Annotated in this window: 13 protein-coding genes; 4 read left to right on the forward strand and 9 right to left on the reverse strand. The window is 45.7% G+C overall.

Annotated elements, in window-relative coordinates; all coding sequences use genetic code 11:
• Positions 1 to 199: 199 nt before the first annotated feature.
• From recR to LSG37_RS12095, 9 genes are all read right to left on the reverse strand, one after another.
• Positions 200 to 802 carry a recombination mediator RecR gene (recR, locus tag LSG37_RS12055; RefSeq protein ID WP_233009442.1) on the reverse strand — a complete coding sequence of 201 codons (603 nt, stop codon included), beginning with the start codon at positions 800 to 802 and terminating at the stop codon, positions 200 to 202.
• 18 nt (positions 803 to 820) lie between these two features.
• On the reverse strand, positions 821 to 1,156 hold the full coding sequence (locus tag LSG37_RS12060) for a YbaB/EbfC family nucleoid-associated protein (RefSeq protein ID WP_008897685.1): 336 nt from the start codon (positions 1,154 to 1,156) through the stop codon (positions 821 to 823).
• Between the two features lie 76 nt (positions 1,157 to 1,232).
• Positions 1,233 to 3,413 (reverse strand): DNA polymerase III subunit gamma/tau, encoded by a 2,181-nt coding sequence (dnaX, locus tag LSG37_RS12065; protein WP_233080105.1) that lies wholly within the window; start codon positions 3,411 to 3,413, stop codon positions 1,233 to 1,235.
• A 21-nt stretch (positions 3,414 to 3,434) separates the two neighbouring features.
• The gene (apt, locus tag LSG37_RS12070) at positions 3,435 to 3,983 is read right to left on the reverse strand and encodes an adenine phosphoribosyltransferase (RefSeq protein WP_233080106.1); all 549 of its coding nucleotides are present in this window, start codon (positions 3,981 to 3,983) and stop codon (positions 3,435 to 3,437) included.
• A gap of 273 nt (positions 3,984 to 4,256) precedes the next feature.
• Entirely contained in the window at positions 4,257 to 4,994 is a 738-nt protein-coding gene (locus LSG37_RS12075; protein ID WP_233080107.1) for an HvfC family RiPP maturation protein, read from the reverse strand.
• A 1-nt stretch (position 4,995) separates the two neighbouring features.
• Positions 4,996 to 5,844 (reverse strand): HvfB family MNIO-type RiPP peptide maturase, encoded by an 849-nt coding sequence (locus LSG37_RS12080; RefSeq protein ID WP_233080108.1) that lies wholly within the window; start codon positions 5,842 to 5,844, stop codon positions 4,996 to 4,998.
• A 52-nt stretch (positions 5,845 to 5,896) separates the two neighbouring features.
• Positions 5,897 to 6,220 (reverse strand): HvfA family oxazolone/thioamide-modified RiPP metallophore, encoded by a 324-nt coding sequence (locus tag LSG37_RS12085; protein WP_233080109.1) that lies wholly within the window; start codon positions 6,218 to 6,220, stop codon positions 5,897 to 5,899.
• A gap of 175 nt (positions 6,221 to 6,395) precedes the next feature.
• On the reverse strand, positions 6,396 to 8,339 hold the full coding sequence (locus LSG37_RS12090; protein WP_233080110.1) for an alpha/beta hydrolase family protein: 1,944 nt from the start codon (positions 8,337 to 8,339) through the stop codon (positions 6,396 to 6,398).
• Positions 8,340 to 8,569: 230 nt separating this feature from the next.
• Positions 8,570 to 11,272 (reverse strand): TonB-dependent receptor, encoded by a 2,703-nt coding sequence (locus tag LSG37_RS12095; protein WP_233080111.1) that lies wholly within the window; start codon positions 11,270 to 11,272, stop codon positions 8,570 to 8,572.
• A gap of 476 nt (positions 11,273 to 11,748) precedes the next feature.
• Here LSG37_RS12095 and dinG point away from each other — a divergent pair, with 476 nt between their 5' ends.
• From dinG to LSG37_RS12115, 4 genes are read left to right on the forward strand one after another with little or no spacing between them, the layout of a single operon-like run.
• Positions 11,749 to 13,800, forward strand: coding sequence for an ATP-dependent DNA helicase DinG (dinG, locus tag LSG37_RS12100; RefSeq protein ID WP_233080112.1), 2,052 nt, complete (start codon positions 11,749 to 11,751; stop codon positions 13,798 to 13,800).
• Between the two features lie 2 nt (positions 13,801 to 13,802).
• Entirely contained in the window at positions 13,803 to 14,582 is a 780-nt protein-coding gene (locus LSG37_RS12105) for a sulfite exporter TauE/SafE family protein (RefSeq protein WP_233080113.1), read from the forward strand.
• On the forward strand, positions 14,579 to 15,169 hold the full coding sequence (gene priC, locus LSG37_RS12110; protein ID WP_233080114.1) for a primosomal replication protein PriC: 591 nt from the start codon (positions 14,579 to 14,581) through the stop codon (positions 15,167 to 15,169). The genes LSG37_RS12105 and priC overlap by 4 nt, the downstream gene beginning before the upstream one ends.
• A complete protein-coding gene (locus LSG37_RS12115; protein WP_233080115.1) occupies positions 15,142 to 16,101 on the forward strand; it encodes a histone deacetylase family protein in 960 nt (319 codons plus the stop codon). Before priC ends, LSG37_RS12115 begins: the two co-directional genes overlap by 28 nt.
• Positions 16,102 to 16,113 lie beyond the last annotated feature (12 nt).

Raw genomic sequence — 16,113 nt, forward strand, 5'->3', positions numbered from 1 at the left:
ATGTGCGCCCGCTTGCAGTTCTAAGCAATTAGCACGAATAGCTAAGTCCGCAAAGCTACAGCTTCAAAGACGCTGGGTCTGACCAAAGACATTGGAGTTGCAGCGAGGCGACAAGCGAGCGAGACCCAAGGAGCATAGTAGTCCTATGTGACTTGGGCGAGTAGCGCAGTCAACAAAGCTGCGGCTTCAAGGGCGCAGGTCAGATAGGTTTACGGCCACTAAAGGCGTGTGACAAGGTAGTCCCGTCCACATACTCTAAATCGCCCCCCACAGGCACACCATGGGCGATACGGGAGACATTCACCTGATACTTTTTACACTGTTCGGCAATGTAATAGGCTGTGGCATCACCTTCCACTGTCGGATTGGTGGCCAATATCACTTCCTGCACTGAACCTGTACCTAGCTGCTTTTGCAGTAAATCCAGCCCCAGTTCTGACGGACCTATGCCATCAAGTGGCGATAACTGGCCCTGCAACACAAAATAACGGCCTTTAAACTGACCGGTTTGCTCTATCGCAAACTGATCAGAAGACGAGGCGACAATACAAAGGCTTTGACTGTCGCTACGCCTCGGGTCTGAGCAAATCGCACATAAATCAGTTTCGCAAAAAGTACGGCACTGCTGGCAATGCCCTACTTTCTCCATAGCCACAGCCAAGGCCTTCGACAACTGCACAGCCCCGGAACGGTTGCGTTCCAGCAACTGCAGGGCAATGCGTTGTGCCGACTTTGGACCTACGCCTGGCAATATGCGCAAGGCGTCGATCAGTTGCTGCAGCAATGGGCTAAATTTGCTCATACTAAATCAAACAACAACTTAGAACGGCATCTTAAAACCAGGAGGTAATTGCATACCACCGGTCACAGCAGCCATTTTGGCTTTATTGGTTTCTTCAACACGGCGTACTGCGTCGTTAATAGCTGCAGCTACTAAATCTTCGACCATTTCTTTGTCATCCTGCATCAGACTGTCGTCGATGCTGACACGGCGTACATTGTGGTTGCCTGTCATGGTGACTTTCACCAAACCTGCACCCGACTCGCCTGTGACTTCCAGATTAGCCAATTCCTGCTGGGCCTTTTGCATTTTATCCTGCATGGCTTGCGCCTGCTTCATGATATTGCCTAAACCGCCACCACCACCTTTGAACATAACTGTACTCTCTTTAAAAATGACTCGATTAAACTGGCGACAAGATAATGACTTGAGCCCCAAAATACAAGACGAATTAGTTGACGATAATGCTGTCAGCGACTATTTCCGCCCCAAAATCTTTTTGCAGCTGCACCACCCATGGATCCTGCTGCAACAACTGCTCGACATAAACCAAACGTTCCTGCTCAATACGCTGCTGAATAGCCACAGGGCAAGTCTCTACCCAAGGTTGATACTGAATGTCCAGCTGAACCGTTTTATTAAAAGCCTGACTCAACTCTTTAATAATTTCAGCACGGAATTTTTCTTTGTCCAGATGCTGCTGACTTTGACAGACCAGTAACTGCACCGTATCACCTGCCCAACTAATGCAACTGTGCAGCAAATACAAACGCAATAATCCACCTAAATTCAGGCTATCAACTAAAGCCGCCCACTCATCGACCTGAGCGGCGAGGCGCACTGAAAAGTTTTCAGCGGTGATCACTCCATCAAAACGATATTGAGCTTTCGCTTCCGGCGCAGCTATTGGCTGTGGTTCTGGCGCAGGCTCAGATTGATGTTGCTGCTGAAATTCCTGCCAGGCCCAATCGGCCGCAAAATCTGCATCCTCTGTTGGTATATCCAAAGCATCAGATTCATCCGGATAAACGGACATCACAGGTTCTGGTTGTTCTGACGCGGCAGCAGAAACCTGAGTGTGCTGAACAGCTGGAGCTGCCGATGTCTGAGACGGCTGATTCACTTGGGCTTGCTGTTGTAATACAGGCTGATGAACTGCAACTGGAGCAGCTTGTGCTCTTTGCATAGCAACAGGCTCTGCAGCCTTGGCTACAGCAGCACCTGCTTCAGACTTTTTTTCGGTCTGTGTCTCCACAGCCCTATCCGCACTAACAGGATCCGCTTTTATACCACGACGCGCCAGAATAGAGGCGGCTATACCAGCAGGAGCTGATGGCTGTGTACCTACCGCCACAGCTTCTACTGGAGCATGCTGCTCTGGGAGTATTTCAACTACAACTTCAGGCTCTAGTGGCAATGACTCTGCCATATGAAGCGCAGGTTCTGGCTCTTTAGCCGGACCTGCGGTTTCAGGTAAATTAAACTTAGCTTTGAGTTCAGCCGCATGCGACACCGGAAGCGACGCTCGCATCGCAGGAGAAGTATCAGCTCCAGGCACAAAAGCTACAGCTCGTAATAACGCCATTTCCAGACCAATACGTGGCTCTGGTGCAAAGGCCAATTCTTTTTTGCCAGAGATCAGTAACTGATAAAACAGCTGTAACTGCTCAGGGCTTTGCTGCTCTGCTAATTGCTGCACAAAAGCGCTGTGATCTGTGACTAAATCGGCAGCTTGCCAGTTAAACTGACTTAAAGCAGCTAAATGCAGCAAGGCCAGCATATCATCCAGTACATGGGCAAAATGACTATGCTGCTGCACCAATTGATCCAGATGCTGTTTCAGCGCAGCCAAATCCCGGTTAATCACAGCTGCCAGTAAAAGCTCAGCCCACTGCTGCTCCAGATACCCCAGCATATCGCGCACTAAAGGCACAGTGATATTGGAATTACTCTGGGCTATAGCCTGATCAGTCAGGCTTAATGAATCGCGTAAACTGCCTTTGGCAGCGCGAGCTAATAAAGCCAGCGCATCTTCGGCGGCCGGAATGCCTTCCTGCGCCAACACATAAGATAAATGCTGCTTAATTTGTTCCGGGCTTAAGGCTTTTAAGCTGAACTGTAAACAACGGGATAGCACTGTAACAGGCAGCTTTTGTGGGTCAGTCGTCGCCAGCAAAAACTTCACATGTGGCGGCGGTTCTTCCAGAGTTTTCAAAAGTGCATTAAAGCTGTGGCGCGACAGCATATGCACTTCGTCTATTAAATAAACTTTATAACGGCCGCGGCTTGGTGCGTACTGCACGTTATCGAGTAAATCGCGGGTATCTTCTACTTTAGTGCGGGATGCAGCGTCAATTTCTAATAGATCAACAAAAAAGCCCTGATCAATTTCGACACAGGCACTACAGACACCACAAGGCGTGGAAGTGACACCTGTTTCGCAGTTTAAACTTTTGGCAAAAATACGGGCTATGGTGGTTTTACCGACACCACGGGTGCCGGTAAACAAATAGGCATGATGTAATCTGTTGTGATTCAGCGCATTGGTCAGCGCAGTTTTCACATGATCCTGGCCGACCAGTTGACCAAAATGTTGAGGTCGCCATTTTCTTGCCAGTACTTGATAACTCATGCCACCTGCCTGTTGTTAGAATTAATCGCCTGCAAATTCAACCAGACTGTAAAGGTTCAACCCAAGCTTTTCTAAACGGGCTTGTCCGCCTAAATCCGGCAGATTTACCACAAAAGCGGCGTCTGTGGCTTTGCCACCTAAACGTTCGACTAAACTGGTTGTGGCAGCAATAGTACCACCTGTAGCCAATAAGTCATCCACTAACAGCACCTTATCTCCGGCAACTATAGCGTCTTTATGAATTTCCAGCGTGTCTTCGCCATATTCCAGTTGATAAGACTGAGCAATACGTTCACGTGGTAATTTACCCGGTTTACGCACTGGTACAAAAGGTAATCCCATCGCATAGGCCAAAGGTGCACCAAAAATAAAACCGCGAGATTCAGTGCCAACAATCTTAGTAAAACCTTTGCCCTGATACTGCTGCTTAAACGCATCAATCACCTTAGCAAAAGCGTCGGCGTCCAGCATCAGACTGGTGACGTCACGAAATAAAATACCTGGCTTTGGATAGTCAGGCACAGCTTTGATCACCTGACTTAATAAAGCGGAAAGAGATTGTGCATTCATCATCACTATCCTGATTATAAAATTCAACAACTGCATACCGCCAAATTGGCTCGATATGCCACAGATAAAAAAACCGCCTTGTGGGCGGTCTTTTTCGCTCGCAAAAATTTAAGCGATGATCCGCAACCAACTTACTATGGGTGCCAGACACAATAAGACCACAAATGCGATAATCAATAACGCTAACTGGCCAATGCCAAAAGACTCTTTAAAATTCTCGTCTGCCATGATGTGAGCTCATTCACTAAAAAAGGTGGACCATGGTAATGAATTTTAGTCAGCTTGAAAAGCGTGCACTATGCCTTTCTCTGCAAAATCACGCAGTATTGTTTCTGCTCCTGACAATAATTGAGCTGGGTCTAATTGTGGCACGTAAGGTGATAATTGACTCACCAGTTCAGCCAGAGTCAAACCCGGCTGCTGCCCCAGCACTTGCAGCAATAAAGTGGTCAGCTGGTTTAACGCGATAAATTTTACTTCGTCATCAGAGTTACGATGAATAAGTAAAAAACTAGCTTCGGTTTCTGTTGGCTGAAACTCAAGACAAATTTTATGCACTGGGTATTGATAGGCCTGAACTGATGCCAAATCGGACAACTGCAGTGCCTGCTGTTTTAGATCGCATATGGGACGTCCAGGTTCAGCTTTGCGGGTTGCCAGCTCTAATTCCAGCCATTCATAATGCGCCAATTCCAGCATAAACACAGGGTCATCGGGCTGCAGTTGATACTGGTGCTGTAAAAAATCTAAAAAACTCTGGGCTATGGATAAAAAGAATGGATTTTCGCAGCGATAGCCGGCAAAAAACAGCTGTAAACGCAGTAGCCACGCCTGATCTGAGTACAAAGATTTCAGCACAGGAAAAGCTGCGCAAACAAAACCTGAAACATTGTTAAACAACAACTCCCGATACACATCCAGACGTTCCTGTTCTATATCCACAGGCCTTTCGTTTTTATCCGGCTCGCGCAGATAAGAAACAAACTGCTGCTGAAGCTGTTGAAACTTCATATCAGGCCCTTAACTTAGTATTTTGGGCTGGTTGCAGGCGGCGGATCTGTGCCAGCTCCAGTTGCAGTTGTTGCAGGTCCGGAATATTAAAATCCCTTTCCAGCAATGTCGGAAACAGGCCGTGATGCAAATAAGCTTCGGACAATAAAGCCCAAACCGGATCAGACACATCAGCGCCATGAGTATCAATCAGCAAGCTGTCATGCTGGCGGTAATGTCCGGCCACATGACCATAAGCAATACGCTGTGTCGGCAGGCCTTTTAAAAAAGCCAGCGCATCATAGCCATGATTGACTGAATTGACGTAAATATTATTCACATCTAATAGCAGCTTGCAGTCGGCTAACTCCAGCACTGCATTAGTAAACTCAAGTTCAGTCAACTCCTGCCCAGGCGCCGCATAATAAGAGACGTTTTCGATGACTAAAGGCTGTTCAAGAATATCCTGCACCAGACGAATACGCTCTGCGACATAAACTGCGGCTTCTTCAGTAAAAGGAATAGGCAGCAAATCATACAAATGCCCTGCAGCAGAGCAATAACTTAAATGTTCGCTGTAAAGTTTGATTTGATGTTCTTTTAAAAACGCTTTGATTTGGCGAACAAAATCCAGATCCAAAGGATCAGGACTGCCTAAAGACAACGACAAACCATGGCAAATAAAACGATACCGCTCAGTTAACTGACGGAATTTTTTCTGGTAGGCGCCACCATAAGGCAGCCAGTTTTCCGGCGCTACTTCAAAAAAGTCGATGTCGGTTTGAGGCTGTTGCAACACAGAATTGAGCATTTCACGACGTAAGCCCAAACCGACTTCTGCAGCTTTTAAACCCAAAAGGACATCCGACATAAGCTCTCCTGAAAGCTGTCAGCCTGCGATCACAGGCTGACATTCTTCGATGTTATACAGCACCACCGCATTTGCCTTCACCACATTTAGCTTCTTTGGTCTTTTCTTTATCTTTGGCATCTTTTTTATCGCCGCCGCATTTGCCTTCACCACATTTAGCTTCTTTGTCTTTCGCTTTGGCTTTATCTTCGCCGCACTTGGCTTCTTTGTCTTTGGCTTTATCAGCACCACAAGAAGCTTCAGCTGAGGCTAACTGATAACCAGCATTCAGCTGTTCAGCTGAAAATGGATTCGCATTAGCGCTTAAGCTTAAAGTAGATAGAGAACCCAATACTAAAGCGCTGACGGCAACAGCAGTAGTTTTATTCGTTTTCATGTCGATGTTCCTTGTAGTTGCAATAAGTTGCGTTAAGTAGACCAGCATAGCAGAGAGAAAATTTCAGAGTACCGCACATTATTTAATTTTCTGATGCACAGCAAGAGAGTTATTACAGGACATGACGATTGAAGGTGCAGCAACCACACCACAGGCGTGGCTGCTGTATCTGTTACTACTTCTTATTCACCTGAGATGCATTACCTATGTTTTTATCAAAAAACGCCAGCATCTTGTTGTAAAGCTCAACCCTGTTTTCTACTTTATAGAAGCCATGGCCTTCTTCTTTTACCATCCATTCGTAAGGCTTACCAATTTTGTCCAGGGCTTTTCTAAGGTTGTTCGCATGTACTAATGGCACACGCACATCTTTAGAACCATGCACAATAAAGATATTTGCTTTGATTTTGTCAACATGATGCACAGGAGAAATTGAACGCATATAGTCCTCTCCCGTTCCGACATGTGATGTTATAAATTGCTCGATATTACGGCTGTTGCTAGCATCAGAACCATCACCATCAAAAAATAGTGGCATATCGTATACGCCGACATATCCAACAGTGCACTTATACAAGTCAGGTTCTTTGATCACTCCCCACAGTGCAGCATAACCGCCATAACTACCACCATAGATACAAATGCGATCAGGATCAGTAATGCCCTGTTCTATGGCCCAGCGAGTACCATCGGTAACATCGTCCTGCATAGACTTACCCCACTGCAATCGGCCAGCACGCGTAAAGTCGTCACCATAACCACCTGAACCACGGAAGTTTATTTGCAAGGTTGCATAACCGCGACTGGCGAAAAACTGCGCTTCAGGGTTAAAACCCCAAGTGTCGTAGACACCAAAAGGACCACCATGAACATTCACAATCAGCGGGACTTTTTTATCCGCATTCGCTGGAGTCGTCAGGAAACCACGAATTTCCTTGCCATCCCGAGCCTTAAAACTTACCTGCTTCATAGCCACCAATTGTTCACTTTTCAGATTAGCACTGACGGAAGCGAGATAACGGGCTTGTTTATTTTCCAGATCGTACAGATAAAATTCGCCTGGGTTGCGATCACTACTGACATGGAATAAAGCTTGCTGCCCTTTGCTGTCAAAAGAAGTAATAGTTACTTTCTGTCCGGCAAAGGCGTTTTTCAAACCCGCTAATAATAAGGCATCCGGATGACGCTGGTTAATAAAAGCATGTTCAGTGATACTGGTACCATAGTCGATCGCTAGTAACTCACCATCATGACCCAGTGAACGGCCACTGATGTCAGAATATTCGTGACGGCCAACCAACTCCAGTGATTTAGTCTTAAAATTGTAAGCAAACAACCCTTGGCGATCGCCCTCAGGCATGTCAAAGTTTGAGACAAAATAAGCTGTGTTGTTATCTGCAGTAAAACCTAAAGGCTGAACGACCGGGTTAGCCCTTTTGACCGGCAACTCCAGACGCTGCCATTTGCCTTCATCTTTGATATGCAATACGGTTTTGTTATCGTCAAACGTCTTTCCTTCGATAAACTCAACGCCCATGCGCAAGGTGCCACTATTGTCGGCCATCAGACTGGCAACAACACCTGGCGGCTGATCACCCAAAAATGCATCCTTCCCTTTGTAAATGTCCAATGTAAAGGCACGCATGCCCTTGTCCTCTGCCCAATGAAACTTGCCAATCAGTATGCGTTCCGGTTGGTCGGGTAATAAATGCAATATGGTGTAGCCAGACATTCCCATTTCAAAAATCAAGTTACGGCGGCTACCGTCAGCATTCGCGGCGTAAAGATCAACTCTTACACCTTCTTTACTGACCAGATTACCGGTCACTTCAGCGACTTCCATCAAGACTCTTTCATTATTAGCCCAATGAAAAGCCAGCACATGCTTGTTTTCACCAAAGTTAAAGCTACTTTTAATTTTTTTGCTGGCTACCTGCATAATCGCCAATCTTACTTCAGTACCATGTTCATAGCTAAAGGCGACCTGAGAACCATCAGGCGACAGTTTCATGTTGCGAACCTTGGCATGCTCAAAAAAATGGCTGGTAGGAATAGTTGCAATAGCTGTTGTGCTAAACAATACAGCACAGCTAAAAATCCAGATACGTAGTAAAAACAAAGTTACACTCCTTTAACATTATAAGTTTTGGTATCTCAATATTATTATCAATTATGTCACTTTTAAAGCTAAAAATAATCTTTAGCTGTGGGGAAAAGCAAAAACATTTTTTAACCCATCAAACTATAGTTGTTCAAAAACTCAGCTTATGATTTAGAGTAAAAAAAATGCCAGTCAGATAATCTGACTGGCATTGGTTTTTTCGCTTACGTTTTAACTACAAGCGTTTATCAGAAACGTTGAGTGTAACGAACGTAAGGTACACGGCCCCATGGGCTGTACAGCTCAGAGTTGTAAGAGGTAGAGAACAGCGCTGCATCCGCAGGATCTTTGTCTGTCAGGTTGTTCATACCAAACGAAAGTTTTGCATCCCATGGAGTGTTGTAAGTGACCTGGATGTTATGAGTCACCCAGCTTGGGATGTGGTATGGAACAGTACCATTGACGTCGTCCATGCTATCAATCAAGTTGATATTCCAGTTCACGTCGAAATCACCCACTGCCAAACCGTTGGTTAACGAAGCACGTAATTCAGGACGACCATCTTCACCTACTGCATTTGGACCATCGTTTGCAGAGTACTCTTCAACATAGCTGACGCTAAAGTTGTTATTCAAGCGGCCCCAGCCCAAATCGAACTTGGTTTGAGCAGTGAAGTCGAAACCACTGGTGTTTACAACACCCAGGTTAACAGAACCCAATTGCGCGCCTGTGATAGCACCATTGACGTTGTTACCTTCAAACATCGCACCTAAACCTAATGACTGGTTAGGGATTGGTGTGCCATTCGGGAACTGAGTCAGGCCAGGAGGACAAACAGATTCGGTACCACGTAAACAATCGACTACTGTAGCCAAACCGGTTGTACTGATGGCACCATCAATCTCAATGTTGTAGTAATCCACACTCATGTTCAGCCATTCAGTGGTGTTCCACACAATGCCCAGACTGTACTGTTTGGATTGCTCTGACTGCAGATTCACGTTACCCATGCTGTAGGTCGTGATTTGCACAGAAGAAGTACAAAGCGCGCCAGTCAGTGCGATACAAGTCGCTGGGTCATTGGTAAAGGCTGCACCGAATGCCGGTTCGCTGGTCAAGTCTTTCAGTGTTGGTGCACGGAAACCTTCACCATATGAAGCACGAACTAACAGGTCATCAATTGGTTTCCAACGGGCAGCAATTTTTGGTGAAAAATCACTACCATAGTCGCTGTATTTATCAAAACGACCTGCGATTTCAACATCTAAAGTCTCAAGTACCGGGAATAACATTTCACCAAACAGCGAGGTTAAATCACGTGCGCCAGCAGAAGAAGCACCTGAAGAACCAGCTACCTGACCAGCTGCTGACAGCAAGTCATATTTATCCTGGAATCGCTCTTCACGGTACTCAGCACCTACCGCAGCAGCCACTGTACCGGCCGGCAAGTCAAATACATCAAAAGATGCATTGGCGTAAAACTCTTTAACCACAGAGAACATGTCGCGGTTGGTTGTAGCTGTCATACCCAGTGCGCTTGCATTGCCAGCGAACGGGTCATAAATATTGTATCTACCGCTGGTAATTGGTGCCTGAGCCAAGCCACCTACTACATAGTTTTGTCCCAGATTCAGTGCACGACCTTCAACATAGCGCGCACCCATATCTACTGTAACTTCGCCAATTGTACCCTCAAAACCACCAGAAAAGCTCAGTGTGGTGTTTTCAACGGTGTTGTCACGTGGACCAAGAGCCGCAAAACGGTGATACAGCGACAGTTCCTGATCCGCAAATGAGGCATAGTAAGAATCATAGAACGGGTTTAAACCGCCATCTTCCGGAGCAGTACCAGGGTGGTTAGGCGTACCTGGTAACAGAGAGATTGCACCGCCTACCCAAGGAGAAGAAGGTAATGCAGCAAAACGACCAAAACTTTTTACCTTGGTCATGTCGCCATTGAAGTACAGTGACCAGTCATCATTGATCTGATAAGAACTACGACCAAACAAAGACGTATTTTTCAGAGCGGTTAGCTGTGCTGAAGTGGCAGAGTGGTTGTACTGACAAGTTGTGTTATCAGCTGTGCTACCAGTCGTATAAAACAGATCACTGTCATCGCCATTAGTACACAGACCAGGTACTGCCGCACCGTTGGTTGGGTGCTTTAAACGGTTTCCATTACCAAGTGAGGTTGCGTGACCAGTAGGCTGTTTTACACCAAAGTTATTCGAGTAAGTAGACAGACCTGGCGACTGATACCAATAATCACGGTCACGGGTAAAGATTACATCACGGTTATTCATTGATGCACCGAACAGCATACGGCTTTTATCCGTAGCAGTACCGATAACAAAACTCATCTCTTCAGTATCGCCACCAGCCTGAGTAGGACGGCCCACACCGTAAGTGAATTCTGCACCTTCGAAATCTTTACGGGTAATGATGTTGATTACACCACCGATAGCATCAGAACCATATACTGCTGATGCACCATCAGACAGAACTTCGATACGCTCTACCGCTGCCATTGGAATAGAGTTTAAGTCCTGGCCGCTACCAGTCAATGGTGACGTAGGAGCACGACGGCCGTCGATCAGGATCAGAGTACGACCTTGACCCAGACCACGTAAACTGACCGTAGAAGCACCACCAAAGCTGCTACCAGAGGTGGACTGATAAGAGCCGAAAGAGTTGAAGTTAGTGTCACGTAAGTAATCTGAAACAGAAATGTCACCACTTACGCTCAGTTCTTCACGGCTAATTACTGTAACAGGCAAAGCACCTTCAATGTCGGTACGCTGTAAACGAGAACCTGTAACTTCAATACGCTCTACGTTTTTTGCTTCTTCAGCTTCTTGAGCAAAAACTGCACCAGTAAATGCTGCAGTAGATGCTGCACCAAAAGCTACTGCTAAACGCACTGCTTTTGATAATTTATTATTTGTAAACATGTTTTTCTCCCTGGACCACTATTTAGTGATTCTATATTTTTACGATGACCAACCTTTACGGCGACTGGAACTCCGGACTTTTCGAATTCGAGGAGGACCCCGAAAACAACGTCTCGATAATAAACGCAATTTTTCAACACGGTCAACAGCTTTTACGGAACAAATTTCACTGAGTGTTGTCAACGTCTCCGTCAAACCAAGCTGCTTAAAGCCTTAACGCGCAAATTAACCGATGTTTTTAGTAGATTCATCCCTATTCAGGCTACAAAAAAACCTTTTTTAGCACACTTTATAACCAATCCAGTATACCTTCTAAATTCTTTGCCTGATTCTGTAAACATAACTCCACAATATATAAGTTAATTTTTTTCATTTATTCGCAGCCTAAAGTGTGTTTTTTTAGAGGTAATATCGATATTGCGCTGGACTAAAGGCTGACTTATCATGAACACCTGTTTTTTTATCCAGATGTTTTAATGCTTACTGATGCTTTAAAAAACCAAATCCGTGAAATTCATCAGCAGCTAAAAAGCAATCTGACGAATTACCAAGCCCGCCCTGGTCAGAATAAAATGGTGGCTGAAATTGCCAATACATTGGCAGGCAGTTATCACAGCTACGACAGAACCTTGCTGGTGGAAGCTGGAACTGGTACTGGTAAATCTCTGGCTTATTTAATGGCGGCCATCCCTTTTGCGTTAAAACAGAAAAAAACACTGGTAATAGCAACAGCAACAGTGGCCTTACAAGAGCAATTGGTGCAAAAAGATTTGCCCTTCTTCCTGAAATACAGCGGTCTGAAATTTGAATTCTGTTTAGTCAAAGGCAGGCAGCGTTATGCCTGTGTCGAAAAAATCCGCCAGCAATTGCAGCAACCTGATTTATTACCATTATTTCAAAGCACAGCGCCAGCGCCTTTATTACAGCAGTTACTTAGCAACTGGCAGCAGCGTCAGTGGCTGGGTGATAGAGACAGTTTAAAAGAGCCTATTGCAGATGAACATTGGTATGCTATAGCTTCTGATCCTGCGCATTGCAGCAAAGCCAACCCAGTGCATCATCAATGCCCTTTTCATTTAGCTCGTGCAGAAATAGAGGGCAGCACTGTATTGGTGGTCAATCATGCTTTGTTACTAGCTGATTTAGATGCAGGTTCACAAATATTGCCAGAACCCGCTGACTGTATTTATGTCATAGATGAAGCCCATCACTTACCCGACAGTGGTCGTGATTTCTTTTCAGCCCATGCACCTTTGAGTTTCCCGGCCCAGTATCTGGAAAAATTAAAAAAGACCACCCAGCAGCTGGCCGGTGTATTACCACAGCATGGCGCTATGACCGAAGTATTAAAACTGGATGAGCTGGCGAGCGACTTTTTAAAACAGCTCAAACCTGTGCAACATCAGATTGAGCTGAATCAGCACCATTGGTTTGCCAAAGAGCCACATTATCGGTTTGCCGATGCGGTATTGCCGGAAGCTTTTTCCTCCAACGCCGATCAACTGGCAGAGTTAAGTGGTAAAGCTTTATCTTGTGTAGAAAAATTACAACAATTTTTATCTGAAGCCACTACAGAACACAAAGTAGCAACCAAACTGGTGTTGCCACTGCAGTTTGAACTCACAGCAATAGAACACAGATTTGAGCAACAGTCAGAGCTCTGGCGCTTGTATTCAGTCCCACAGCAAAAACACGTGAATCAGGCGCGCTGGGTTACTATTGATCAAAAAGAGCATCAACTAAGCAGCGCTTATGCCAGCCCTTTGTCAGTGAGCTTTTTACTGGACGACTTATTATTCAGTCAGGCTTTTGCCACAGTTTTATGTTCTGCCACCTTAACCACGCTGAATAGTTTTGACTATATCAAACAGGAGTTGGGGCTTTCCCAGCACCAAGGCTTGCAAACACTCAAAGTTGATTCACCTTTTGATTATCAAAACAAAGCCAGTTTATTGTTGCCCAAAATGCAAACCGACCCCAGCAGTGATGCCTTTACTGACGAATTGATCGATAAATTACCAAAATACCTGGATAAAAAAGCCGGTAACCTGCTGCTATTTGCTTCGTATTGGCAAATGCAAAAAGTCGTAGAAGCTTTGCGAGCTAAAGGCTGGTCTTTTTTAGTGCAAGGCGAAGCATCCCGTCAGTCGTTGCTGGAACTTCATGCCCTGAAAGTAAAAGCAGGCGAAGGCAGTATTTTATGTGGCACTCAAAGTTTTTCTGAAGGTTTGGATTTGCCCGGTGCTTTGCTGACGAACCTGGTGATCACCAAATTACCTTTTGCTGTGCCCTCTTCTCCTTTAGAAGAAGCTTTATCTGAAGCTATTACCAAACGCGGCGGCAATCCATTTTTGCAAATGACAGTACCAGCTACAGCACGAAAACTGGTGCAGGCCTGTGGTAGACTGCTGCGCCAAGAGATGGATCATGGCCGAGTCGTCATTTTAGACAGACGCTTAGTGACCAAAACTTACGGCAAAGCCATGCTAAAAGCTTTGCCCCCTTTTTCACAAACTATTGAAGAGTAAAAATGGAATTAGGTTTAGAACTCTGGGTAGTGGCCGCTTTATGCGCTGTCGCTTTAGTCGCAGGTTTTATTGATGCTGTGGCCGGAGGCGGAGGTTTATTGACAGTCCCAGCTTTACTAACAGCAGGTTTACCGCCTCATCTGGTATTAGGCACCAATAAACTGGCTGCGACTTTTGGTTCCATCACGGCTTCAGTTACGTATTACAGACGCAAACTTTTTGATCCTGCATTTTGGCGCACAGCACTGATATTCACTGCCATTGGCGCAATTTGCGGCACTTTAGTAGTGGATTTAATCAGCAAAGAATGGCTGGAACGTATTATTCCGTTTTTTATTGTCATCGCAGCTTTATATAGCCTGGTGGTAAAAATGCAGCCAGACGATCAATTGACCCTGCCGGAACAAACTCCTCAACATTTCTGGCAGCAAAGAGCTCAGGGTTTTACTTTGGGTTTTTATGATGGTTTAGCAGGCCCTGGCACAGGCTCCTTTTGGATGGTGTCGACTATGGCACTGTATAAAATCAATCTGCTATTGACCAGCGGCGTGGCGCGTTCAATGAACTGTGTCAGTAATGTATTTGCATTAGTCACCTTTGCTTGGCTAGGCCATATTTATTGGGCTTTGGGCTTAGCCATGGGCGCCTGTTTAATGCTCGGTTCTTATTTTGGTGCCCGTTCAGCCATTCGTTTTGGCAGTAAGTTTATTCGTCCAATATTTTTAACTATGGTCTTAGCTATTACCGCCCGCTTGTTATGGCAAGCCTGGAGCAATGGATGAAAGATTTATTAGCTGCTTTGGAGCAACAACTCAAACAGCTGACACAACAAGCCAAAGTGATAGATGGTAAACAAAGCAGCTGGCAACAAAAGGCCTGGTTTGACAGCGACTTGTTTCAATCCCACTCGCCTTTTTTAACCGACTATGTGCTGGAAGCCGAAGCTATGCTCAAGCGCCTGAAAGCAAGCACAGAGCAGCGCACCAGTTCAGCCCAGGCTTTGGCGGCTAAACTCAGCGCCCAAATTCAAGCCTTAAGCCGGGCTTTTCAAACCAAAGACTTACGTTATCTACCAGGCAAAGGCAAAAAACGCCCTACTTCACCTAATGCGTCAGAACAAGCTCAGGCTATGGTTGGGCAGTTACGCCGCACTACTCAGGAGTTGTATCAACAGCTCTCTGAATATCAAGGCTTTGAAAGGCGTTTGCTCGATATGCTGGAACTGGAACAACGTCAGTTGTCCAGTGGTTCAGCGGACACCAGCGCCGACAGAGTATTGGCCATACATGCCCGGCTAGGTCGTTGTCGTAAAGCTTTAAGTGAATTAGAGGTAGAAATTCAGTGGTCCGAACAAAACCGCCGGGGCTGATTTATCACCCGATTTATAGCCAACTGGAACTACCTTTTAAACACCGTTACCCCATAGGTAAATATCAGGCTTTGTATCAAGCCTTGTTAGAACTGGGTGTACCTGCTGAGCAGTTCACTTCATCTCAAATCGCCACTACTGAACAGCTGCTATCCGTTCATGCCCCCCGATACGCCGAACAGCTAATTTGCGGTCAGCTCGATAGTAAAGCTATGCGCCGTATAGGTTTTCCCTGGTCTGAACAATTAGTGACCCGCTCTTTAACCTCTGTAGGTGGCACAGTGCAGACGGTTCAGCTTGCTTTGCAGCAAGGTTTAGCTTTGCATTTAAGTGGCGGTTATCACCACGCTTTTGCTGGTGAAGGCAGTGGTTTTTGCTTATTTAATGATTTAGCAGTGGCCGCGCGCTACGCCTTAACACAGGGCGTGGATAAAGTGCTGATTTTTGATTGTGATGTGCATCAGGGCGATGGCACCGCCGCAATTTTTGCAAATGAGCAAGCTATCATTACCGCCTCTTTACATGGCGAAAAGAATTTTCCATCCCGTAAACAACAGTCCAGCTGGGATTTAGGTTTGCCTACAGCCTGCTCAGACGAAGAGTATCTGGCAGCAGTAACACAAAGTCTGGATTATTTATTGCGCATCAATCAGCCGGATTTAGTGATTTATGATGCGGGTATCGATATTCATCAGCAGGATGATTTAGGGCTTTTGCATATCAGCACAGCTGGAGTGGCAGAGCGGGATTGGTATGTACTCAACGAATGTCACAAACGCGGAATTCCGGTTGCCGCTGTGATTGGTGGAGGTTATCAACGTGACCTTGAGGCTTTGACTCAAATTCATCTGCAGCTGTTTTATGCAGCCTTTAAAATCAGCGGTTTGTCGTTACCAAATACAAACCGCTGGTTTCATGCCCTTAGTACCTGAATTGAAAGACGG

Origin of the sequence: Rheinheimera soli (assembly GCF_021290985.1) — a bacterium.
GTDB lineage: Bacteria > Pseudomonadota > Gammaproteobacteria > Enterobacterales > Alteromonadaceae > Pararheinheimera > Pararheinheimera soli.

Coding starts and splice junctions, on each gene's coding strand:
- LSG37_RS12085 (WP_233080109.1), bottom strand. CDS start 6,220: ATGAAAACGAATAAAACTACTGCTGTTGCCGTCAGCGCTTTAGTATTG.
- recR (WP_233009442.1), bottom strand. CDS start 802: ATGAGCAAATTTAGCCCATTGCTGCAGCAACTGATCGACGCCTTGCGC.
- LSG37_RS12060 (WP_008897685.1), bottom strand. CDS start 1,156: ATGTTCAAAGGTGGTGGTGGCGGTTTAGGCAATATCATGAAGCAGGCG.
- dnaX (WP_233080105.1), bottom strand. CDS start 3,413: ATGAGTTATCAAGTACTGGCAAGAAAATGGCGACCTCAACATTTTGGT.
- priC (WP_233080114.1), top strand. CDS start 14,579: ATGAAAGATTTATTAGCTGCTTTGGAGCAACAACTCAAACAGCTGACA.
- dinG (WP_233080112.1), top strand. CDS start 11,749: ATGCTTACTGATGCTTTAAAAAACCAAATCCGTGAAATTCATCAGCAG.
- LSG37_RS12095 (WP_233080111.1), bottom strand. CDS start 11,272: ATGTTTACAAATAATAAATTATCAAAAGCAGTGCGTTTAGCAGTAGCT.
- apt (WP_233080106.1), bottom strand. CDS start 3,983: ATGAATGCACAATCTCTTTCCGCTTTATTAAGTCAGGTGATCAAAGCT.
- LSG37_RS12075 (WP_233080107.1), bottom strand. CDS start 4,994: ATGAAGTTTCAACAGCTTCAGCAGCAGTTTGTTTCTTATCTGCGCGAG.
- LSG37_RS12105 (WP_233080113.1), top strand. CDS start 13,803: ATGGAATTAGGTTTAGAACTCTGGGTAGTGGCCGCTTTATGCGCTGTC.
- LSG37_RS12080 (WP_233080108.1), bottom strand. CDS start 5,844: ATGTCGGATGTCCTTTTGGGTTTAAAAGCTGCAGAAGTCGGTTTGGGC.